A 20,630-nucleotide genomic window follows, 5' to 3' on the forward strand; every position below is an offset into this window, starting at 1 on the left:
GGGGAGGCATGGTGGCGAAGCCGGTCAAGGTCCGGAGACTGACCGACCAGGAGGGCCAGCAGTTACAGCGGATCGTGCGCCGGGGCAGCACGAACACGGTGCGCTACCGGCGGGCGATGATGCTGCTGGCCTCCGCCGGCGGGAACCGGGTGCCGGTGATCGCCCAGTTGGTCCAGGCCGACGAGGACACCGTGCGGGATGTGATCCACCGGTTCACCGAGATCGGCCTGGCCTGCCTGGACCCTCGCTGGGCGGGAGGCCGTCCCCGCCTACTCAGCCCCTGGGCGTGTCCACCCGCGACCTCACCGCGAACCCACGGGGCCACTCCCTAAGGACATCGGCCCCTCGGGTTCGCGGTGGAGAACCTTCCGTTTTCGCGAACTCGCAGGGATCCCCGGGCATGAGTAGTAGTTGAGATACAGGAAGTCCCGGTGCGATTGATCTTGCTGGGGGTCCGCCTACTTTGCGGCGGCTTCGAGCTGGCGAGGTACGGCGCCGACGCACAGGTCCCGCAGGTCGGGATGTGGTTGTAGAGGGTGCCCGGGGTGCGGTCCCGGAACTTGTCCCGGAAGGCGACCGGGAGTCGGTGCCGAGGCGCCGGTCCGCCATCCTTGAGCCATGCGTGCCGCCCGCCTGATCCGCATGGCGCTTCTCGTCCAGTCGAGCCCCGGTCTGACCGCCGCCGCCCTTGCCCGCGAGCTGGACGTCTCCAAACGCACTGTGATCCGTGATGCCCAGGCTCTGCAGGAGGCGGGCGTTCCCATCCGGTCCGAGCGCGGCCGCGCGGGCGGCTACCACCTGGCGCCGGGCCACCGGACCCGGCTTACCACGCTCCATCCCACCGAGGCGGAGACGCTCTACCTCTCGGGTCTGCCCACGGCCCTGCGCGATCTGGGACTGTCTGACGCGGCGGACACGGCCCGGCTGAAGCTGTCGGCGACCCTCCTGCCGTCGCTGCGTGCAGCGGCCGAATCGTCGGTGCGCCGCTTCCACCTGGATGCCCCGGCCTGGTTCCGCGAGCCGTCGGCCCCGGAGTCGCTGCCGGATCTGGCCCGCGCCGTGTGGTCCGACCGCACTGTCGAGCTGACCTACGCGCGGCCGGGCCGGGACGGCGCGCCGCCCCGCATGGTGACCCGCCTGCTGGAGCCGTACGGGCTCGTCCTGAAAGCGGGGGTGTGGTACGTCGTAGGCCGTGTCCCGGGTGAGCGGGAGGGCCGTGACGGCACCTGGCGCACCTACCGCGTCGACCGCGTCACGGCACTCTCCCCCGCTCCCGGAGCCGACGAACCCTTCGTCCGCGACCCGTCCTTCGAGCTGGCCGCGCACTGGCAGGCCCACGCCGCCGGGTTCGCCCGGGCGCTGCTGCGCACGACCGTCACCGTGCGCCTGACGGAGCGGGGCCTGCGCCGCCTGCCCGCCGTGGTGGATCCGGCCGGCGCCGGTGAGGCGTTGGCGTCCGCGACCGCGCCGGACGCCGGCCGGCGGGTCACGCTCGACCTGCCGGTGGAGTCGGAGGACGTCGCCTTCGGTCAGCTGACCGGGCTGGGGGCGGACGTGGAGGTGCTGGCCCCGCAGGGCCTGCGCGCCCGCTTCCGCGAGCATGCGCGGGCCCTCGCCGCCCTGTACGGCGCGGAGCAGGAAGATCAGCGGTAGTCGTCCGGCAAGCCGTCCTTCCCGCCGTACCTGACGTCCTCGAAGTACGCCCAGGCGTCCGGCCGGCTGCCGTCCACGTCCCGTACGCCGTAGGTCCTGGCGAGCTCCGCGCTGGAGGCGGACTTGCCGTTCCAGCGGGCGGCCCGGTCCGGGTCGGCGGCGAGCGCGGCGACCGCGCGGGCGAGGTAGTGCGGCGACTCGGCGATGGCGAAGTCCGGTTCCCGGGCGACGGCGTCGCGCCAGTTCTCCTCGGCCACGCCGAAGTGGGTGAGCATCTGCTCCGAGCGCAGGAAGCCCGGCGTGACGGCGACGGCCGTGCCCCCGTACTCCGCCAGCTCCTCGCCCAGCCCGAAGGCGATCCGGATCGGGGCGTTCTTCGCAAGGTCGTAGTAGAGGTTCTCGCGGTAACGGCGGTTGGAGACCGCCGTGCCGTCGGTGACCTCCACGTGCAGCGGCGCGTCCGAGCGGACCAGGAGCGGGAGGGCGAGTGCCGCGGTGATCACGTGCGAGCGCACCCCGAGTTCCAGGATCCGCAGGCCGTCGGCGAGGGGCGTCTCCCAGCTCTTCTTGCCGAAGACGGAGTCGATGAGCAGGTGTTCACCACCCCAGAGGTCGTTGACCAGGATGTCGAGCCGCCTCTGTTCGCGGTCGATCCGCTCGACGAGGGCGCGGACCTGGTCCACGTCCAGATGATCGGTAGGGACGGCGATGCCGGTGCCGCCGGCCGCCGTGACCAGCTCCGCGGTCTCCTCGATGGTCTCCGTGGTCCGGCCTACCTCGCTGGCGCGCTCGCGGGTGGTGCGGCCGGTGACGTAGACAGTGGCGCCGGCGCGGCCGAGTTCGACGGCGAGGGCACGTCCGGCGCCACGGGTGGCCCCGGCGACGAGCGCGATCTGGCCGGCGAGCGGGACTTCCCGGCCGATGCCCTGGGTGTTGATGTCCTTGTCCATGGCATCACGATGCACGCCAAAAGTGACACCTCACGTCACCCTTTTCCGAGAGTCTTCCCGCGCTCCGCCTCAGCCCAGTCCCGTCCTCACGGGGCCGACGCTGGAGGGGTGAGGACGAGAGGGAGTCCAGGAGATCGTCGACCGTCCCGCGCCTCAGCTGATGCGCAGTAAGAACGTGTTCCACGCAGCCTTGGACGAGGAGGTGTGGGAGGGGGTTTTCAAGTCGTTGCGAGAGATGCGTGCGGCTCTGGCCGAGGAAGTTCCTCCCAGCCCCCGTGGTGGGTGTGGACGCGGGAGGGCGACCCGGGACACCGGAGCCGTCAACTCGGTGCAGCACCCGGCACACGCGAACACGTCCAAACAAGCTCCCCCTCGCCGCGGTTCCCCGGGGATTGTGCATCGCCTGCGGCGGAGGATCCACCGGATTTCGGAGCGGCTCCAGGGCTTCTCTCGGAGGGCGTAGGCAGCAGCGAGCGGGCAGCGCGAGCGGTGGTGCTGGTCATGGGATTCCGTGGGACCTAAGGTGCGGTCACTCCCGCCGCGTGGGTGTCGTGCCGGTGCTGCGGGCCCAGCACGCGCAACTCGTCCAGCACCGTGGTGCTACCGGGCGGAGGGGTGAAGATCCGCAGGCGCTGGTCCGCCGCGGGCGTCGCCAGCACCTCGCAGTCCAGGTCGATCCTGCCCAGGTCGGGATGCACGAGACGGTACGGGTGCGACCTGCGCACGGCGACCTCGTGCCGGTCCCACAGCGCCGTGAATTCCGGGCTCGCGGCCCGGAGCCGCGCCACAAGCGAGCGGGACGCCGCGTCGTCGCCGCGACGGGCCGTCGCGGCCCGCAGGTCGGCGACCAACTGCCGGGCCTGCTCCTCGTGTTCCTCGACCGCGAAGTGACCGCGGACGCCGGGGTCGGTGAACCAGCTCAGCACGATGTTGCGGTCCTCCTCGGCGACCGTGCACACGCACCCGAACAGCGCGAGCGCCAGGTCGTTCTGCGCCAGCAGGTCGCCCAGATCGCTCACCACCTGCACGGGCACGCCGTCCAGGCGGTCGAGGAGGTATCGCAGGCCCGGCCGCAGGTACTCCCCGGCCCGCGCGCCCTCCGGCGGGCGGTGCCCGGCGAGCAGGTACAGGTGGTCCCGCTCGTCCTCGGTCAGCCGCAGCGCGCCCGTCAGCGCGGCGAGCACCTGGACCGAGGGTTGGGGGCCACGGGCCTGTTCGAGCCGCATGTAGTAGTCGGCCGACATCCCGGCGAGCATCGCGACCTCCTCACGACGCAGGCCCGGGATCCGCCGCCTCGGCCCTTCGACGAGCCCGACGTCGCGCGGCGTCAGCCGCTCCCGGGACCGGCGCAGGAAATCGGCGAGCTCGGGACGGTTCAGTGTCATGTCCTTCTCGGGATATCGGTGTCGTGAAAGCGCATCCTGGGACCGCCGATCCTAGGCGAAGCGCTCCGCTCCCGCGGTGCCGGCGGCGGCGGCACGATCGGCACATGGCCGTCCAAGGCCTGTCCGACGAGAAGATCGGTGGTCGCACCATGAGGGAATCCGTACTGGAAGTGCCGGGCGCGCGACTGCGCTACGCCGTCCACGGCGAGGGCCCCTTGCTCCTGCTCGTCGCCGGCGGCCACTACGGTGTCGACGCGAACGAACCGCTCGCGCACCACCTCGCCGACCGGTACACCGTCCTCACCTACGACCGGCGCGGCCTGTCGGGGAGCACCACCGACGCCCCCGCGACGACCCTCGCCACGCACGCCGACGACGTCTCCCGCCTGCTCTCCGCCCTCACCCCGGAACCCGCACTCGTCTACGGCACCAGCATCGGCGCCCTGATCTCGCTCGAGCTGACCGTCAGGCATCCCGGGCAGGTCGCGGCGGTCGTCGCGCACGAACCGCCCGTCACGAACCTGCTGCCGGAACCCGGGCGCGCCCTCGCCCTCGGGCAGCTGCTCACCGTCGAGGAGACCTTCAGGGCGGAGGGCGCGGCCCCCGCGATGCGCAGGTTCGCGGCCGACATCGACATCGACCCGAACGACTGCGAGCCGGACGTCCCGGCACGCGCTCCGGGGCCCGACCACCTGCGGAACGCGGAGGTCCTCCTCACACACGACATGCCGGCCATCAGGGCGCACGTCCTCGACGTGGCCGCGCTCAAGGGCTCACCCGCCCGTGTCGTGCCCGCCGCCGGTGAGAACTCGGGCCACGTCTGGCCGCACACGTGCGCCGCGATGCTCGCCGGCGAACTGGGGACGCGCCTGGAGACGTTTCCCGGCGGCCACAACGGATACGTCTTCCGCCCGCGCGGAACCGCGGAGCGCATCCGCGCGGTACTCGGTTCCTGAGGCGCGACGCCTCCCGGTTCAGCCGCGATGGCGCCGGGCTGGGGCAGGCCGATGCGGCCGCCCTGCCACCCCTGATCGATCGTGAGCGTGCCGTCCTGGTCGAAGCCGACGGCCTGGCTGGGGGCCTGTCAGGGCGGGGGGACGATGACGGTTCGGTTCATGTGGTCCTCCGTCGGGTGCTGGGCTGGTCTACAGGAGGGGGAGCCGGTGCTCGTCCGGCTCGGCGCCGTCGTTCTGGGGGAGCGCCTGGGCGCGGGCCTCGTCGTGGGCTTCGTCGTCCCGGTCGCAAACGAGCCGGCCGTCGGGGAGCTCGTCCCATTCGCGGCTGCCGACGGCGTCTTCGGCGGCGTTCTCAGGGGTTTCGTGGTGGGGGATGAACTCGTCCTCGACGACGTCGCCGCAGATGCTTCACTTGGCGGTCCAGCACAGCAACGGGGCAGCCACGCCGACGCCCGAGCGGGCCGCGCCCGTACGGCGCCAGGCGTAGCCGTGGTGGAGGACCAGGGCGTGGCTGACGGGCTCAAGCGCGGAGCCGTCGTCCAGTTCGGCGGCCAGGGCGTTGTGCTCGGCGGCGGCCATCAGCGCGGTGGCGAGGTCGGGCATCTCCAGCAGGGTGTCGGGGCCGCTGAGCCACAGCCCCCAGGGCCGGTCCGGGCTGCCGGGGCGCAGCCGGTCGGTTCGCGGTGAACAGGCTGCGGCGGTTGGCCAGGGTCAGGGCGGGGGTGGTCGTCATCTCCGGGTCTCCTTCGACGGGTCGGCCCGGCCCGCTGGGGTGCGGGCCGGGCCGGTGGGCTGGCGGGTGGTCAGGCGTGGTGGGCGGCGGGCGGTGCAGGAGGAACTGGAGGGCGGCGGGCGGTGCAGGAGGAACTGGAGGGCGGCGGGCGGTGCAGGAGGAACTGGAGGGCGGCGGTGATGTTGGGGTGCTCGCCGGTCGCCGGCCTGCCGCAGCTCCAGCACCGAGCCCACCTCCCCGAGCACGCTCACCGTCGAAACCAACCACCACCACCACCCCTACCAAGCAGGGCTCGGTCCGGGCGCAGGCCCTTGCCGGCTGGGGGCATCAGCGGGGGCGTCAGAGTCCGCCCATGGACGACAACACCGCCCTCTGGTACCGGATCGCCGATCTCCTTCCGCCGCCGGCCTCGAAGGAAGTCAAGGACTGCTGGGAGATCGGGGAACAAGAGTGCGGGCTCGGCCTGCTCGTCGAGGGCCTGCTCGCCCGCCAGGTCCCGATCGGCGGGGCGGGCCGGGTGCAGATCTCCGTGCTCGCCGAGAAGTGGGGCGAGCGCGAGCGGCTCACGCCCGGCATCGTGCGCTGCCTGGGCGACGGCGCGCCCGCCGGGGTGCGGCTGCTCGATGGCGACGGCGACGAGGTCGAGGTCGTGACGGGCTGGAGCGAGCCGGAGCTCGCCGACCTGGTGCTGGTGCCGTGGATCGGCTGCACCCGCTGCGGCCAGGTCTTGCCGCGCGCCCACGCCTGGGAGCCCTGGGACGACTTCTCCTACCTCGCCGAGCACTACGTGATCAGCACATCGAGCCACGACACGGCACTACGGATCTTCCCCTCCGGCTCCGCCGGCGAGGCCTTCGCCGAGCTCCTTCACAGCTGCCCGAAGGCATAGCTTGATCTTTAAGGCTGCTGCTGTGCCCTGTCGGGCGCGTGAGTGTCCTTTTGTTGCGTTTCTTGCCGACTGGGTAGCGGGTGGAGGTGCGGCCCTCGGGCCGGCCGGGTCCGGGGCGGGTGACTTTCGGCGTACTGGCCGGAGGCCCACAGTCTTGTGGACGCGGCGGTAGCCGCGCCGGACCCAGCCGGGTGTGAGCTGATCTGGTACCAGCGGTTTCTCCCAGGGCCTGCGCAGGTTCTCGGCGAGGAGGCGGGCGAGGCGGAGCTGGGTCAGACCGAGTGGCTGCTTGAAGAACCGGAAGATGTGTTCAAGATCGAACCTTCGGAGGAAGATCCGCCACAGGCGGTCGACGTCATGCGCGACGGCGTCGGGGTCGCTGTGCCACAGCCACGGCGGCTTCGGGTCGCGGTTGCCCGGCAGACGCTCGACGGCCAGGTGGACGAGGGTGCCTTCCACGATCGGCAGGTCGCCCTCGTGGTTGCTCCACCCGCCCTGACGGCGTTCCAGTTGGGTGCAGCCGCCCCCCAGCAGCGCGCAATGACGGCGCCGAATCGCTCGTGGCAGGAGGCGACGTGGACTGGCGCGACATCCCAGCGTTCGCAGAAACGATCCGCCAGGTCCTCACCCAGGAGCAGATAGGGGAGCTCGCCGAGACTCTGATCAACAAGCCCGGCTGGTCCGGCAGCAACCGCATAGCCCAGAAACGATGAGAGGGCCTCGCTTCGGTCATGCGACCGGAGCGAGGCCCTCCCATCGTTTGGAAAGTCAAGCCGCCCGGACATCACTCCAACGCGGCCGCCTTACGCAGCAGCACGGACCGCTCGCGGGCGTTGCGGCACAGCCGGGCGGCGAGCTCCAGCTCGGCCCGGGCCTCGGCAGTCCGGCCGAGCCGGAGCAGCAGTTCACCGCGCACGCTCGGGAGCAGGTACGACCCCGACAGGCGGCCGGAGGCGGCCAGTTCGTCGACCATGCCCAGTGCCTGCTGCGGTCCGCTTGCCATCGCGACGGCCACGGCCCGGTTGAGCTCGACAACGGGTGAGGGGGCCACGCGGCCGAGCGCCTCGTAGAGGAGCACGACATGCTCCCAGTCGGTCTCCTGCACCGAGGGTGCCGTCGCGTGGCAGGCGGCGATCGCGGCCTGCAGACCGTACGGTCCAAGGCCCCGCCCGGTAGCGGTGGCCCGGCCGAGCACGGCCAGACCGCGACGGATCGCCGACCGGTCCCACAGGCGCCGGTCCTGGTCCTCCAGGAGCACCGCCTCCCCGTCGGGCCCGGTACGTGCCGGAAAGCGCGCGGCGGTGAGTTCGAACAGTGCGAGCAGCCCGTACACCTCCGGCTCAGCGGGCAGCAGGGCGGCCAGCATCCGGGCCAACCGAACAGCCTCGTACGCGAGATCGGGGCGCAGCAGGCGGTCGCCGGTCGTCGCCGTCGAGCCCTCCGTGAAGATCACGTACAGGACGCTCAGGACCCCGCCGAGCCGCTCGCGCCGCTCCTCGGACGGGGGGAGCTCGAACGGCACGTGCGCCGCGGCGATCGTCTTCTTCGCCCGGGTGATCCGGGCCTGGACGGTCGCAGTGGGCACGAGGAACGCCCGGGCGATCTCCTCGCTGGACAAGCCGCCGACCACGCGCAGCGTCAGAGCCACCCGGGCCTCGGGCGAGAGCACCGGGTGGCAGGCGGTGAACATGAGCGCGAGGACGTCGTCGTCGACCCGGTCGGTATCCCACGGCAGATCGTCCGGCCGACCGGGCGCGGCCACCGCGCCTGAGCTGAACTCGCCCTCGGCCAGCTGGCCCGCGAGCAGGGCGTACCGCTCGTCAAGTGCCGACTTGCGGCGGAAGGCGTCGATGGCCCGCCGCCGTGCGGTCGCCAGCAGCCAGCCCACCGGGCTGGTCGGCGCACCGTCGCGCGACCAGGTGACGAGTGCTTCCGCCAGCGCCTCCTGTGCGACATCCTCGGCGAGCGCGAAATCCCCGGTGTAGCGGGCCAGTGCACCGACGATCCGTGCGGACTCGATCCGCCAGACGGCCTCGACGGCCCGCCGCGCCGTCTCGGCGCTCGGCGGGCCGCCGGCGGCCGCGGGCGTCAGAGCTGGCCGGTCTGCTCGCGCCACGCCCGCTCCTTGATGATCCACTCGTTGTCCTGCGGGAACTCGTCGATGCCCGGCACGCGGCGGATCTCGCACTTCGAGCCAGCGATGGCCGGGAGTCGCTTGGCCCACTCGACCGCTTCCTCCTTCGAAGCGACGTCGATCACGTAGAAGCCGCCGAACAGCTCCTTCGTCTCGCCGTACGGACCGTCGGTGACCACCGGCGTCTCCCCGCTGTAGTCGACCACCACGCCCTGGGACGGGTCGTCCAGCCCCTCAGCGGCGACGAGCACACCCGACCGGATCAACTCCTCGTTGAAGCGGCCCACTGTCTCGAGCATCTCCTCGAACGGCGTCTCCATCATCTTCGCGACGGATTCGTCCGTACCTCGCATGATCAGCATGTACTTTGCCATCTTCGGCCTCCTTGATCGGGGGTCGCCTCTCGACCCTCTCCATCCCAGGTCGAACGGCGCAGTCGCGGATCGACACGGCAGACGGACACGGACCACATTTTTCGCCAACACCTTCGTCTCACGCCAGGACGAGCACGTTCTCGATCACGGTCCGGTGCCCGGCGATCTCGAGGTCGGCCGCACCGTTGTTCGGCCAGGGCGATCACGCGGGTGACTTCCTAGATGACGACCCACTCATCGACCTCGCCGCCCCGCTGGCGCCCTGTGACGACCTTGGCGGCTACGCCGGAGAGCCGGCCGGCGGGGCGTGGCGAGCCGGTGGCCCGCCCGATGCGGGGCGGGCCACCGGCGGGGACGGTGGGTCAGTTCACGTGTGTCCTCGGCGCAGGTCCATGGTGAGGATCTGCGTCTGCAGCACGACGGAGTCGGGGGGGGTGCCCTGGTCGCCGGGCTCGACGAGGTCGAGAACGTGGACTTGGGCGATGGCGGATTGGGCCGCACCGCGACCTGGACCGTGCAGCTGCTTACGGAGCCGTCGCCGTGCCGGCCGGGTGTGGAGTACCCGGCCGGCGGCTGGGCGTGACCGAGCGGACCGCGCAGTACGTCGTGCCCGCGCGGACAAGGTGATCCCTGCGTCCCACCCGTCGGCCGGCAACCCTCAGCGTCAGGCCTCCGACAGTGCCCGGGGCGGCCCCTTCCGCTGGAGCTGACGCAGCCGAACGGCGGCTCACACCCCCTTGTGACTGCGCCCGCAGCGTGTGCCGGGACCGGGAACGCCAGAGAAGGGTTGAGGCCACCGATAAATGACATGGTCCTGAAGGAGTGGGGCTGGTGACACATGCCGCCTGGTGCTGCCTGTCCTGCTGCCTGCTGGGGGTGACCCGGCTGTGGCTGAGGCGGAGATGGCGGGCCCGGTGCACACGCTGAGGAAGGAAAGCAGCAGGTCCAGAACACGGTGGTACCAGGTCCGTTGCAACTGGTGGCCCCGTCCCGCTGCCGGATGGGAGCTGAGGCCTCCGGGACCGCGCGGCACAGCGGGTGGTCTTTATTAAGAGGCCCCCGGGCAAAAACTGCCTTTGACCTGCTGTTATGTGAAGCCTTGTGTCTGGTCCTAGCGGACACTCAGGATGCCGAAGTGTCATACGGGCTGGGACAGACTGCCGAAAAACTTGCGGATCGCTCGAAGAATCGGGCCGCTGGACGTAAGAGTGGCGAGCAAGGCCGGCAACCGGAAGTGTCCTGGATCCAGGACACTAGCCCCTCCAATGTCCCGAATCCAGGACACTTGCTTGCTGCTATCTCGAAGATTTCTTGCGGTGGCCAGCAACCGAGTGCAACTCACAGCCGACCGACCCGCCCCAAGATCGCCAGGCAGAGAAACTTCGAGGAATCCGCAACTTTTCTCCAGTCCCAGCCGCTGCTGGCCTGTAGTACCCCGTGAGACGGAGCTGACAGCGTGCATGCCGACCACGCCGAACGTCCCGGCGATCGGACTGGAGCCGCCCAAGCCAGCAGTCCGGAGGAGTCACCACCCGATGTGGTCTCATAAACGACCACAAACTCGGATGTGTAGCGATTAGCGAACCAAAGTTGCGACCCGCCGCAGGAAAACTTCGAGCTATCCGCAAGATCCTGTAGTGTCGTGGCGCCCAGACGGTCCGACAGGAGGCTCACGTGCGACCGGAACGACGGAGCGGCACCCCTGCACCGAAGGCCAGACGGGGGCGGCTCCGGCCCGCGGAGGAACCCGAACTCGTCAGCATGCTCGACCGATTCGGCGAACAGCTGGCGATGGACCTGGCCGGCCAGGTAGCGGTACCCGCCGTCGAAGAGGTCACGGTCAAGTTCCGCCCGCGGCGGGCCAGCCACGACATGGCCGGCTCGATGGGCTACTCGCTGACCAGCAACTGGTTCATGGCGAAGGTCCTTGCACGGTGCATCGTGGCTCACAAGCTCGCCCCGGTCGAGGTCGCCGTCCTGCTGCACATGATGGGGTCACAGAACCGTGGTGAGCTCATTCAGACCCAGGTCGACATGGCGAGGGAACTCGGCGTGGCTCGCAGCAGTGTGAACTCCGCGATCGGCCGACTGTGCGAACTCAACTACATCCGCCGCCGTACGCAGCGCGGGCGGTACGACGTCAATCCGCGGTTGTGCTTCCGTGGGAACGGGGACGAGCAGAACGGCGTGCTCGCGCAGGTGCGGGCGGAGAAGCTCGCCAGCGAGTTCCCCGATACGATCGGCCCTGAAGACTTCGCCCGCGAGAGCTGAGGAGGACCTCATGGAGATCACACCCTCCGGCGTGCTCGGCATGATTCCCCGCCTGAAGCTCACGCCCTCCGCCATTGCGGTCTTGGGCATAATGTCCGACCTGCAGGCGTCAGGTGGCGAGGTCAACTACACCCAGGCCCAGATGGCCGACAAGCTCGGCATGCTCGAGTCCGCCGTCAGCCGTGGCATGAAGTGCCTGGTCGCCCGCAGCCTCGTCATCCGTAGCGGTGACGGTCGCGGCCACAGCTACCGGCTCCACCCCTTCATCGCGAAGTACGCCTCGCAGAGTGAGATGGAAGCCGCGGTCCGCGCTGCGGCCGTCGACGTCCGGGAAGGCCGGCTTCCCGACATCGCGGCGCCGCTGTACCGAAAGCAACCACCCCGAGCTGGTAAGCCGACGCTCGTCGCGGTCTGACCGGACCAGATTCGCGAGCCCATCCAGGAGCAATCCCTGATCGCGCCGAGCGTGAACCGGGCCGTGAAGCAATTGGCGGACAAGAATCTGGTCTGGCTCCTGGAGCCGGGCGTCTACCAGATCCATCCGCTGCTGACCGGTGGGAAGATGCGGGCCGGCCTGGCCGCGGTGCCCGGGATCGACTCCCTCGCCCCCGAGCGGTTCGGCGAGCGGCTGCGGCAGCGCTACGAAGGCCGGCTCGCCAACCTCGGCATCAGCGCGTAGCGGACGAGACCTGCGACGGCCCGGGCAACCAGCCTCGCCCTCGATGAGGACGAGCATGAGCGGGAGGCTCGGTGATGGCGAAGTTGGCGTAGCCGGGGCGGCCTGCGGTCGGCCGTGGGGATCGTTCCGATCGTGGCCCGAGTTGGATCCATTGGGCCCCCGCGGTCGTGGGTGGCCCGAAGGACCGAAGGGGGTAGGGACATGACGGCCGACACGACGCCGGACAACCCGGCGCAGCGACGGGTCGAGGCGATCCTGGCGGAGCTGACCGGTACGGGTGAGGAGACCGGGGTGCAGGTGGCCGCCTGGCTGGACGGTGAGGTGGTGGTGGACGCCTGGGCGGGCAGGGCCGACCTGGCCGGGGGGCGGCCGATGGGGCCGGAAACCCTGGTGCCGTCCTGGTCGACCGGGAAGGGCGTGGCGGCGGCCCTGGTCGCGGTGCTGGTGGACAGGGGCGTGCTGGCGTACGAGGCGCCAGTGGCGCGCTACTGGCCGGAGTTCGGGGCCGCGGGTAAGGAGTTCGTCACGCTGGGACAGGTGCTCGATCACACCGCGGGCGTGCCGCAGCTGCCCACTGACGTGACGCCCGAGCGGCTGCTTGACCTGCCGGCCGTGGCCGCCTGGCTCGAGGGCCAGCGGCCGCGGTGGGAGCCCGGCAGTGCGGTCGGCTACCACGCCTGGACGTACGGGGTGCTGCTGGCCGAGATCCTGCGCCGCGCCACGGGCCGCACCTGCGACCAACTGCTGCGGGACGAGCTGGCCGCGCCGCTCGGGGTCTCCGACGAGCTGCTGTTCCATGTTCCCGACCACCTTTTGCCGCGGCTCGCGACCTGCTACGACGGCGGCTGGGCGGCCCGGCTTGAGCGTATGCCGGCCGAGGCGCCGTTCTTCGCGGCCGTGCCGCGCGCCGTGCTGCCGGTCGCCGCGCTGGCCAATCGCGCCGACTTCCGCCGCACCCCGCTGCCAGCCAACGGGATCGTGACCGCGCGCGCCGTCGCCCGGCTCTACGCGGCGCTGGCCTGCGGCGGCGAACTGTCGGGTGTCCGGCTGCTCTCCGAGGCGACCCTGAAGGAAGCCGCCATCGGTCGGGCCAGCGGGGTGGACCGGACGATTGGCATCCCCTGGACCATGGGTCGCGGCTTCGTCGTCGGTGACGCCTCGTCGCCCCCTGTCCGCTCGCCGAGCGCCTTCGGCCACAGCGGCTCCGGCGGCAGCACGGCGTTCGCGGACCCGGCGGCCCGGTTCTCGTTCGCCCTGATCAAGAACCGGATGACCGCCCCCGGCCTGGACTCCCGCCTCGTCCACGAGGTCCGCACGGCCCTGGGCCTGGCCGCCGCCTGAGGGTAAGCGGGTGATCAGTCGCTCTTGAGGCCGTCGGCGAGGTGGCGCGCTGCTTCGGTCTCGACGGGGCCGTTCGGTTCGATCTCTTCGCCGGCGAGACGGGCGGCCCTGAGGCGGATTACCGCCACCTTGATCATCGCTTCGGCGTGCGTGGGGCCGGGGCATGGCGTTCCCGCAGGGTGACGGCCGCGCGCAGTCCTTGGCGAGCGCGGCGCGCTCAGTCCGCTCAAAGTCCGGTGAGGCCGAACACCGGCTACCGGCCGGGTGCGGCCTCCTCGATGGCGGCGAGCAGGCGGGCGTGGACGTCGTCGGCGGCCTCGCGGGTAGCCGGGGCCGGGTCCTCCAGCTCGGGGTGATCAGCTCGGCGGCCGCGGCGAGCACAGGGACGGGGACGGTCGCCTCGCACAGGTGCAGAAGCTGGGAGGCGGCCCGCTCGCCGGGCGTCGCGGCGGCGCGGGCGTTGGGAATTACGGCGCTGATGCCACGTTCGAGTGGCTGACTGCTGGTCACCCGGCCCACTTTCCCGTGCTCCGGGCGGTGGTGATCATCACGGTCGGTCGGCCGGGCCCGAGCGCCCAGCGCCTGGTCGTGCTCACCCGGCCGTCGCTTCGTCCGTGGCCGCCCGGGTGGTGCGGCCTGCGGTGGCGGCGGCGTGCAGTTCGTCGGCGAGCAGGGTGAGCTCGCGCGGCAGGTCGCCGAGCACGCAGCCGGGCATGGCGGCCGCGAGCGCGCACACGGCGACCCCGCCTGCGGCCGCCGTTCCGGCCGCCGAACAGGCCCACCCGGAACCCGTCCCTCGGGAGAAACAGCGCCCGCCGCCACGGCCGCCGCCCCCGCGCCCATTGCCCCTCGGGGAGAAAGCCCCGCCCCGAGGGGCGACGGCGTCAGACTGCGTGAGCTGGTCGACCGCCGCCTGGCCCAGCAGACGGCGCCCGGCCCGCCCCGGTGGCCGCGCCGAAGACCCCGAGGCCGCCGGTCGCTGAGGTCACCGTTCCCGCCGACCCTCGGCTGCGCCGCCTACCGGACACCGACGTGTGCATCGGTCTGGACTACCGGGTGTTCGGCGACTACTGGTTCCTGGCCGGCTGGACCGTCAACCCTCACGTGTATCTGGTGCTGGGCGAGGGCCACCAGGTCGGCTGGGTCGAGCGCGGCCTGCCCGGCATCGGTGACCGGCGGGTGGCGGTGTACGAGAACTACCTCATCGGCGACCAGGCCACCCGCGAGGCGACGCTGCACGACACCCCCGAGCAGCTGCCCGCACCGTCCAACTCGCCTACCTCCGCAACCTCTGACACAACCTCTGATCGGGCCGCTGGGCGGGAACGGGGGAGCGTCCGTCGGAGACTGTCGAGATGGGCCGGAACCTTGATGGATACCTTGACGATGGCCGACGGACCGTCCGTGTCGGCACTGCTGTGGGCCGGAATCACCATTGCGACCAGGGCGTGTTCCAGCCGCTCAGGCCGTTGGCGGGGTCGAGCGGCTCCTTCTTGACGGAGTTCCGGACGATGACGACGTCGCCGATCAGTGAGGCGGCGTAGACCTTGCCGGCGGTGGAGTTCTCGTCACCTTCCGGGGTGTCGACCATGCCGATGCAGCCGTGGCTGATGTTCGCGTGGCCGGCTTCTCCGCGGGCCTGCGGGTTGCCGTGCAGGTAGGTGCCGGTGTTGGTCAGGCGCATCGCGTGCGGTTCGACGGCCTCGTAGCCCGGGCCCTTGAGGTTGGTCTGGCCCTCGGAGGTCATCTTCTCCATGCGGCTCTTGGCGGATATGACCATGGTGCCGTTCCAGGACGGGTTGAGGTTGGTGCCCGCGACGATCGGGATGGTCTGGTCGGGCTCGCCGTCCTCCTTGACCAGCATCTGGTGGGTGCGGGCGTCGACCTCGCTGATCCGGGAGCGGGCGACGGTGAAGTTCTCATCCCGCTCGGTCGCGCCGTACACGCCGGGCGCCAGCTCCACGCTCTTGGTTCGCAGGTGGACCTTCACCGTGGTGCCGGGCTTCCAGTAGTCGGCGGGGCGCAGGTCGAGCCGGGTGTCGTTGTCGAACCAGTGGCCCTTGACCTCGGTTCCGTCCGAGGCCTGGACGGTGACGGCCTTCTCGGCGTCCTTCTTGTTCTTGACCTTCACGCCGAAATTGACCGAGATGATCATTCCGACGCCGAACTTCTGGCCGCTGACCACGTTGTCCTCGACCTTGGAGGTCTTCTTGGGGGTGAGGGTGGTGAAGCTGCTGGTGGCGGTGGTCGCCACGCCGGAGGCGTCCGCGGCCTTGGCGCTCACCTTGTAGGTCTCACCGACCGCGAGGCCGCCCGCGGCCGGGGTCCAGGTGAGGCCGTCCGAGGCGATGGCGCCCTCGATGGGCCTGCCGTCCTTGTCGGTGACCGCGACCTCGGTCAGCTTGCCGGTCGCCACCGAGACCTTGACCGCACCCGGGGCCACGTCCTGCGCGCCGTCCTTGGGCTCGATCGACAGCACGGCCGCGGACGCCTTCGCCGCGCCGCCCTTGCCACCGCCGTCCGATCCGCCGGAGTCGCCCCCGGTGCCGCCGCCTTCGCCGCCACTGCACGCGGACAGCAGCAGAACCCCGCTCAGCGCCGCTCCCACCATCGAAATCCGTCGCACGACGGCCCCCCTCTACTGGATCTTCCGGAGAGGTACACGCGTCGATGGGCGTGCGGGTTTCATCCGCTGGCCTCGAACAATGTCACGATTTTGTACGGGTGGAATCGGTCCGTCCTGCCTGCACGCGCCTGGTGAGGCCAGCGGATGGCCTGGGCACCGGTAGGGCGGAACAGTTCGTCGAACGCGCGGTACAGCTCGGCGCCTAGCGGGCCGGGCGCGGTGTAGCGGAGGTCGTACGGACGAGGTCCGGCCAACGGAGCGTCACCCGTACACCGCCCTGCGGGTCGATCGGCTCGTACTGGACACTGGCTACTTGCTGAACGGTCCGCATATCGGCCACGCGCTACGGTCGGGTCGGCGTGTGGATGGTCAGCCTCATGGTGGGTCCTCCCTGCTGGACTCTGGATGCCCTTCCGTCGACCTGGTCGGCGGTGACGTCCAAGGCCGTCGCGCTCCAAGCAGGCGTGGCTGTGCGGCAACGCCGATTTGAAGGGCTGCTCGCCGGCCGCGCACCTCCACTCGTCCCGACCGGTGATGGTCCGGCAAGAGCGGTCCAGCGCGATTGATAGGCGGGTAGATTGGGTCGGTCACGTGGTAGTCACTGAGGGGACTGTGGCGGTTGAACTGCCTTGTGAGGTGGTGTCGTTCCTTCAGTTCATCGGGATCAACTGGCCCACGGTGAACGAGGACAAGGTGCGTGAGTTCGCTTCGCACGTACGGGAGTTCGCGGGCTCACCCAGGTATCCAACCCGCAGGGCCTGCTCTGGACGTACGATTGACGACACGTGGGCAGCCGAGGACTGAAAGACATGGGTCGTCGAACAGGACAAGGACATCGGCCTCGGCGCGCATTGGCCCTCAGGTACGCCGAGGCCGAACAGAACGCGCGCTGACCCGACCCGCGGTCGTCTGAGGGCCGCCGGCCCCCGGGGCCTGGTGCTCAGCGGGTTGCTTGAGCTTCTCGTCCGTGCGGCTGCGGGCTGGAGGGTCCGGTGCCGCGTGGTGACCAGACCCTTGGGGCCTTCGGGCGTGATCAGTGGCTACCGCGAGGTGTGGTGAGAGCGGTGCTCGATCGAGTGAACGTGCGCCTGTTTCCTGGAACTTGACAGTTCCCCAGTTGCGCTGCTCACTTTCACGCGTCTATGCTGTGTATATCTACAGCGCTCTAGTGTGGAAGGTACAGCACTCTGATGCATGGTCTCCGCCCCGCCGCGAACGGAATCCGCACTGACCACCCCGTCCCGGACCTGCCCTTCGTCGACGACTCGCACATCCCCGTCGAGGACCCTCAAGACATCGAGAAGGTCGGGCGGAACGTCGCCGACGGCATGTGGGGCCGCTGGGACCGGGACCGGTCCACCGAAGGCGCCTGGCTGGCATTCACGACCGACCCGATCCGCCACGACCTGGCCTGGTGCGTGCGATACCACCCCGAGCACGGCCGCAGCGTCCTGCTGTACGACGACAAGTCCGCTTCCTCCGCGTACATGGACTGGTGGGGCGCCCCGCTGCTGTTCCGCTGCGGGGGCTACTGGTGGGACGGCACGACCTGGTACCGGCCCAGCCAGGTGTGGGACGCGGCCAGCGAGGAGTTCGACCGCCGCCCGGTACGCGCAGCGGTGACGGTGAGCGCCGCCGATCTCCTGGACGACAGCACCCACCAGGCCAAGGGCCGGGTCCTCAAGATCGCCAACTTCAACCTCGAAGAACCGCCCCCCGCCGCCCCGGCCTGGCTCGATGACCTGGCGCACTGGGCAGCGCTGCGCAAGAAACGCGGAGCCGAGGTGCCACTGTCCAAGTGCGTGGTAAAGCCGTCCGCCCCCGAACTCGCCGGCGACCAGCTCATCGGCGTGACCGAGCTCGCCGAGCTCGGCGGTATCGCCGCCTCCACCCTGCGCGCCTACATCTCCCGCGGCGAGGGTGACGTCCCCCCGCCTCAGGCCGTCGTCGGCGGGCGCAGCGCCTGGGCGAGGCCGGTGGCCCAGGACTGGGCCGAGCGCCGACGCCGCTCGGCCGACAGCGTCTCCGCCCTGCTGGCCGGCAGGGAGAACTCCTCCCTGTCGACCGGCGCCGAAGGCCTACGCGAGCGGTTCGCCCGGATCTTCTTCTCCTACCTGTGGGAGCGCCCCGAGCGGCGCAAGCGCTGGGCCCTGCGCCACCGCACCGAAGACGCGGTCCGGCAAGTCGCCGACGAACTCGGCTGGAGTGTCGCCGCGAACCTGGACGACATCGTGCCCGCCCACGCCATGGCCGTCACCATCCGGCACGCGATCCTCGACGAACTCGCCTACGGCCAGGAACTCGACCGGGAGATCGGCGGCACCGGCATCCCGACAACCTTCTACGGCATCACCACCCCAGTGGCCGAGATGCTCGACTGGTTGGTGCGCCACCACCCCATCGACGCCCAGCACGCCATCGGCGAGATCGTCGGCGAGGCCGAACGGCGCTTCGACATTCCCCGCCAGGTCAGCGCCGCATCGCTGCGCACCGCGCTGTCGCTGGACGGAAAGCTCGACGCCACCGCCCGCAGGGAGTACCTGGAGCGCGTCCTGCCGCCCTCTCTGACGAAGGACGCCTGACATGACCGACACCCCGGACCCGATCAACGCATTGCTGGGCGCTGGCCCGCGCCGCCCGATGCCGCTGCCGCCCCCGAACGAGCGGGTACGACTGCGTACCGAGTACGGGCTGACCAAGGCGGAGACCGCCAAGGCACTCGGGGTCAGCGCGAGCAGTCTGACCGCGTGGGAGTCGGGTCAGCGCGAGCCGCAGGGCGAGGCCCGTGCGGCCTACGCGAAGCTGCTGGAAGGGATCGCCGCCCAGCTCGCCCCCGCCCAGCCCGCCAGCGCAGTGCCGGCACCGGTGGTGCCGGAGGCGTACGCGGCCCCGGCGCCGCAGCCGGTGATGCTGGACCAGAACCCGGACGGCTCGCTGCTGATGGCGCCACCCGCGCCGTGCGTGCGGTGCGGGAACCCGTCGGTCTACCGCGCACAGGGCCACCCGATGCACCTGGGCGGGTTCTGCCGCCCCGCCGCCTCGGCCCCCGCTGTCCCGGCCGCGCCCGTGCCTATGGCCGCCGCCCCGGTCGTTCAGCAGATCGCAGAGCCCGCCCTCACCACTGCGCCGGTGCCGACGGCTGTGCCGCGTCGGTCGGCTCCCGTCGCCGGTCCGGTGGCCGCGCCGCGCCGCGCTTCCTCCTCGCGTCCGGCGTCGTCGTCGCGGGCGCGCAAGGCTCCGGCGAAGGCAGCGGCAAAGGCTGAGGGGCCGTCCGATTGGGAGGCCGCCGCGGCGGCGCGCTTCCCGGCCGGTCCGCTGGCGGTGCTGGACGTCGCCAAGGACGGCAAGTCGCTGGTGGCCTACCTCGCCGACGGCACGGTGGCGCCGACCGCCCCGGCCGGCCGCACGCTCGCCGACGTGGTCGAGTGGGCGCTGGAGACCAAATTGGGCTCGCCCAGGTTGCACCGGCACGGCAAGGACGGCGACGCCCTGGTCGTCCTCACCGACGCCGCCCTGACCGACCTGGGCCTGCCGCCGATGGGCCGGGACGAGAAGCGCGACTTCGTCCAGCGGCTCGGTCAGCTGCCCAAGACCCACAAGGCCGTGAAGCAGGTCGAGAAGGCCGGCTGGCAGCTCACCCAGCGCGGCCTCGGTCCGTGGGCGCGGATCTTCCGCACGCCGGAGGACGGCAAGCGGGTGTGCGTCCAGCTGTGCATCCCCGCCTGGGGCGCCCTCACCTCCGGCGGCTGGCAGATCCCCGACGGCCTCGGCGCCCCGGCCCTGGCCCGCCTGCTCGGCACCTACGCCACCCGCGTCCTCACCCCGCGCGGCTCCACCGCAGTCTCCGGCCTGGAACTCGTCACCGCGCTGCGCCCGCCCACCCGGGCGGTACGCACCGAGGCCGGCTGGACATCAGGGCCGGTGGAGGGCTCCCGCCCGCCCAAGGGCTTCGACCCGGCTCCGCCGGAGGTGCCCGACGTGCACCCGCTCGCCCAGGACCGCGCCCCCGCGGACGAGCTGGTGACGGAGGTATGGGACTGGTTCCGTGAGCTTACCGAGGACGAGAAGAGGACGGCGCTGTACGGGGTCGGCCTCGATGTGAACATGGCGTTCCTCGCCGCCGCCGGCCGACTGACGCTGCCGCTGGGCCCGCCGGTCCACGAGCTCAACCCCACCTTTGACAAGCGCATCCCCGGCTCCTGGCTGGCCGACCTCTCCCACGTCGCCACCGACCCGCTGCTCCCGTCGCCGTTCACCGCCGACGGATCCCGGCCGACCGGACCGGCCTGGTACAGCACGGTGAAGCTGGCCTACGCCCTGGAGCTCGGCGCCACGGTGCAGCCGACCGAGGCGTACCTGCGACCCGAGCACGGCCCCTACCTGGACCCGTGGCACAAGCGGCTCCGGGCGGCGTACCTGGACACGATGGCCGCCCTCGGCGTCCCGCTCGACCTGGCCGACCGCGACCCGCTCGCCTTCCTCGACGCCATGACCGCCCTCAAGACCACCGGCGACCCGGCCGAGCTGGCAGTGCTCACCGCCATCAAGCAGACCGCCAAGGGCACCATCGGGAAGATGCGCGAGCGCCCGCGCGGCCACGGCTACAAGCCAGGCGAGCGCTGGCCGGCACTGGACCGGC

The 20,630-nt window shown here is 71.1% G+C and carries 20 protein-coding genes and 1 pseudogene; 12 read left to right on the forward strand and 9 right to left on the reverse strand.

From position 1 onward, the window contains the following. Positions 1-11: 11 nt before the first annotated feature. Positions 12-281 (forward strand): annotated as a pseudogene (locus tag ABD369_RS32865) (helix-turn-helix domain-containing protein); the annotation flags it as partial. A gap of 337 nt (positions 282-618) precedes the next feature. Further along, positions 619-1,653 carry a helix-turn-helix transcriptional regulator gene (locus tag ABD369_RS32870; RefSeq protein WP_344640269.1) on the forward strand — a complete coding sequence of 345 codons (1,035 nt, stop codon included), beginning with the start codon at positions 619-621 and terminating at the stop codon, positions 1,651-1,653. Here the strand turns inward: ABD369_RS32870 and ABD369_RS32875 are convergent. Then, a complete protein-coding gene (locus ABD369_RS32875; protein ID WP_344640270.1) occupies positions 1,644-2,603 on the reverse strand; it encodes an SDR family oxidoreductase in 960 nt (319 codons plus the stop codon). The genes ABD369_RS32870 and ABD369_RS32875 overlap by 10 nt on opposite strands. Positions 2,604-3,121: 518 nt before the next feature. Beyond that, on the reverse strand, positions 3,122-3,988 hold the full coding sequence (locus ABD369_RS32880) for a helix-turn-helix transcriptional regulator (RefSeq protein ID WP_344640271.1): 867 nt from the start codon (positions 3,986-3,988) through the stop codon (positions 3,122-3,124). 104 nt (positions 3,989-4,092) lie between these two features. Here ABD369_RS32880 and ABD369_RS32885 point away from each other — a divergent pair, with 104 nt between their 5' ends. Next, positions 4,093-4,944: an alpha/beta fold hydrolase gene (locus tag ABD369_RS32885; RefSeq protein ID WP_344640272.1), complete on the forward strand. Its 852-nt coding sequence runs from the start codon at positions 4,093-4,095 to the stop codon at positions 4,942-4,944. A gap of 408 nt (positions 4,945-5,352) precedes the next feature. On the opposite strand, the gene ABD369_RS32890 is transcribed toward ABD369_RS32885, so the two are convergent. Further along, on the reverse strand, positions 5,353-5,547 hold the full coding sequence (locus tag ABD369_RS32890; RefSeq protein WP_344640273.1) for a hypothetical protein: 195 nt from the start codon (positions 5,545-5,547) through the stop codon (positions 5,353-5,355). A 482-nt stretch (positions 5,548-6,029) separates the two neighbouring features. On the opposite strand from ABD369_RS32890, the gene ABD369_RS32895 reads away from it, so the two are divergent. Together ABD369_RS32895 and ABD369_RS32900 are read left to right on the forward strand one after the other, a co-directional pair. Continuing rightward, positions 6,030-6,566 (forward strand): hypothetical protein, encoded by a 537-nt coding sequence (locus tag ABD369_RS32895; protein WP_344640274.1) that lies wholly within the window; start codon positions 6,030-6,032, stop codon positions 6,564-6,566. 575 nt (positions 6,567-7,141) lie between these two features. Continuing rightward, positions 7,142-7,279, forward strand: a complete 138-nt coding sequence (locus ABD369_RS32900) for a hypothetical protein (protein ID WP_344640275.1) — start codon at positions 7,142-7,144, stop codon at positions 7,277-7,279. Between the two features lie 71 nt (positions 7,280-7,350). Here ABD369_RS32900 and ABD369_RS32905 read toward each other — a convergent pair whose 3' ends face one another. Further along, complete coding sequence (locus tag ABD369_RS32905) at positions 7,351-8,682, reverse strand: RNA polymerase sigma factor (RefSeq protein ID WP_344640276.1); 1,332 nt, start codon at positions 8,680-8,682, stop codon at positions 7,351-7,353. Next, positions 8,655-9,074, reverse strand: coding sequence for a YciI family protein (locus ABD369_RS32910; protein WP_344640277.1), 420 nt, complete (start codon positions 9,072-9,074; stop codon positions 8,655-8,657). Before ABD369_RS32910 ends, ABD369_RS32905 begins: the two co-directional genes overlap by 28 nt. A 1,761-nt stretch (positions 9,075-10,835) precedes the next feature. Here ABD369_RS32910 and ABD369_RS32915 point away from each other — a divergent pair. The 4 genes from ABD369_RS32915 to ABD369_RS32930 all read left to right on the forward strand — a co-directional run bounded on the left by ABD369_RS32915 (position 10,836) and on the right by ABD369_RS32930 (position 13,365). After that, positions 10,836-11,345 (forward strand): replication/maintenance protein RepL, encoded by a 510-nt coding sequence (locus ABD369_RS32915; protein ID WP_344640278.1) that lies wholly within the window; start codon positions 10,836-10,838, stop codon positions 11,343-11,345. 10 nt (positions 11,346-11,355) lie between these two features. Continuing rightward, a complete protein-coding gene (locus ABD369_RS32920; protein WP_344640279.1) occupies positions 11,356-11,760 on the forward strand; it encodes a hypothetical protein in 405 nt (134 codons plus the stop codon). 63 nt (positions 11,761-11,823) lie between these two features. After that, the gene (locus ABD369_RS32925) at positions 11,824-12,024 is read left to right on the forward strand and encodes a hypothetical protein (RefSeq protein ID WP_344640280.1); all 201 of its coding nucleotides are present in this window, start codon (positions 11,824-11,826) and stop codon (positions 12,022-12,024) included. 201 nt (positions 12,025-12,225) lie between these two features. Beyond that, positions 12,226-13,365 (forward strand): serine hydrolase domain-containing protein, encoded by a 1,140-nt coding sequence (locus tag ABD369_RS32930; RefSeq protein WP_344640281.1) that lies wholly within the window; start codon positions 12,226-12,228, stop codon positions 13,363-13,365. 14 nt (positions 13,366-13,379) lie between these two features. On the opposite strand, the gene ABD369_RS32935 is transcribed toward ABD369_RS32930, so the two are convergent. The 3 genes from ABD369_RS32935 to ABD369_RS32945 form a co-directional block, all read right to left on the reverse strand. After that, positions 13,380-13,502 carry a hypothetical protein gene (locus ABD369_RS32935; protein WP_425557830.1) on the reverse strand — a complete coding sequence of 41 codons (123 nt, stop codon included), beginning with the start codon at positions 13,500-13,502 and terminating at the stop codon, positions 13,380-13,382. 116 nt (positions 13,503-13,618) lie between these two features. Continuing rightward, positions 13,619-13,771 carry a hypothetical protein gene (locus ABD369_RS32940; protein WP_344640282.1) on the reverse strand — a complete coding sequence of 51 codons (153 nt, stop codon included), beginning with the start codon at positions 13,769-13,771 and terminating at the stop codon, positions 13,619-13,621. 186 nt (positions 13,772-13,957) lie between these two features. After that, on the reverse strand, positions 13,958-14,101 hold the full coding sequence (locus tag ABD369_RS32945; RefSeq protein WP_344640283.1) for a hypothetical protein: 144 nt from the start codon (positions 14,099-14,101) through the stop codon (positions 13,958-13,960). A 209-nt stretch (positions 14,102-14,310) separates the two neighbouring features. Here ABD369_RS32945 and ABD369_RS32950 point away from each other — a divergent pair, with 209 nt between their 5' ends. Further along, on the forward strand, positions 14,311-14,862 hold the full coding sequence (locus tag ABD369_RS32950; protein ID WP_344640284.1) for a hypothetical protein: 552 nt from the start codon (positions 14,311-14,313) through the stop codon (positions 14,860-14,862). On the opposite strand, the gene ABD369_RS32955 is transcribed toward ABD369_RS32950, so the two are convergent. Beyond that, positions 14,795-15,991: a L,D-transpeptidase gene (locus ABD369_RS32955; protein ID WP_344640285.1), complete on the reverse strand. Its 1,197-nt coding sequence runs from the start codon at positions 15,989-15,991 to the stop codon at positions 14,795-14,797. The two genes, ABD369_RS32950 and ABD369_RS32955, sit on opposite strands and share 68 nt — an antisense overlap. 1,190 nt (positions 15,992-17,181) lie before the next feature. Between ABD369_RS32955 and ABD369_RS32960 the strand changes: the two genes are divergently transcribed. Continuing rightward, complete coding sequence (locus tag ABD369_RS32960) at positions 17,182-18,573, forward strand: helix-turn-helix transcriptional regulator (RefSeq protein WP_344640286.1); 1,392 nt, start codon at positions 17,182-17,184, stop codon at positions 18,571-18,573. 1 nt (position 18,574) lies between these two features. Next, positions 18,575-20,630: telomere-associated protein Tap (gene tap, locus ABD369_RS32965; RefSeq protein WP_344640287.1), on the forward strand; the 2,056-nt coding region annotated here is incomplete at its 3' end.

The organism is Kitasatospora cystarginea (genome assembly GCF_039533515.1).
Lineage (GTDB): Bacteria > Actinomycetota > Actinomycetes > Streptomycetales > Streptomycetaceae > Kitasatospora > Kitasatospora cystarginea.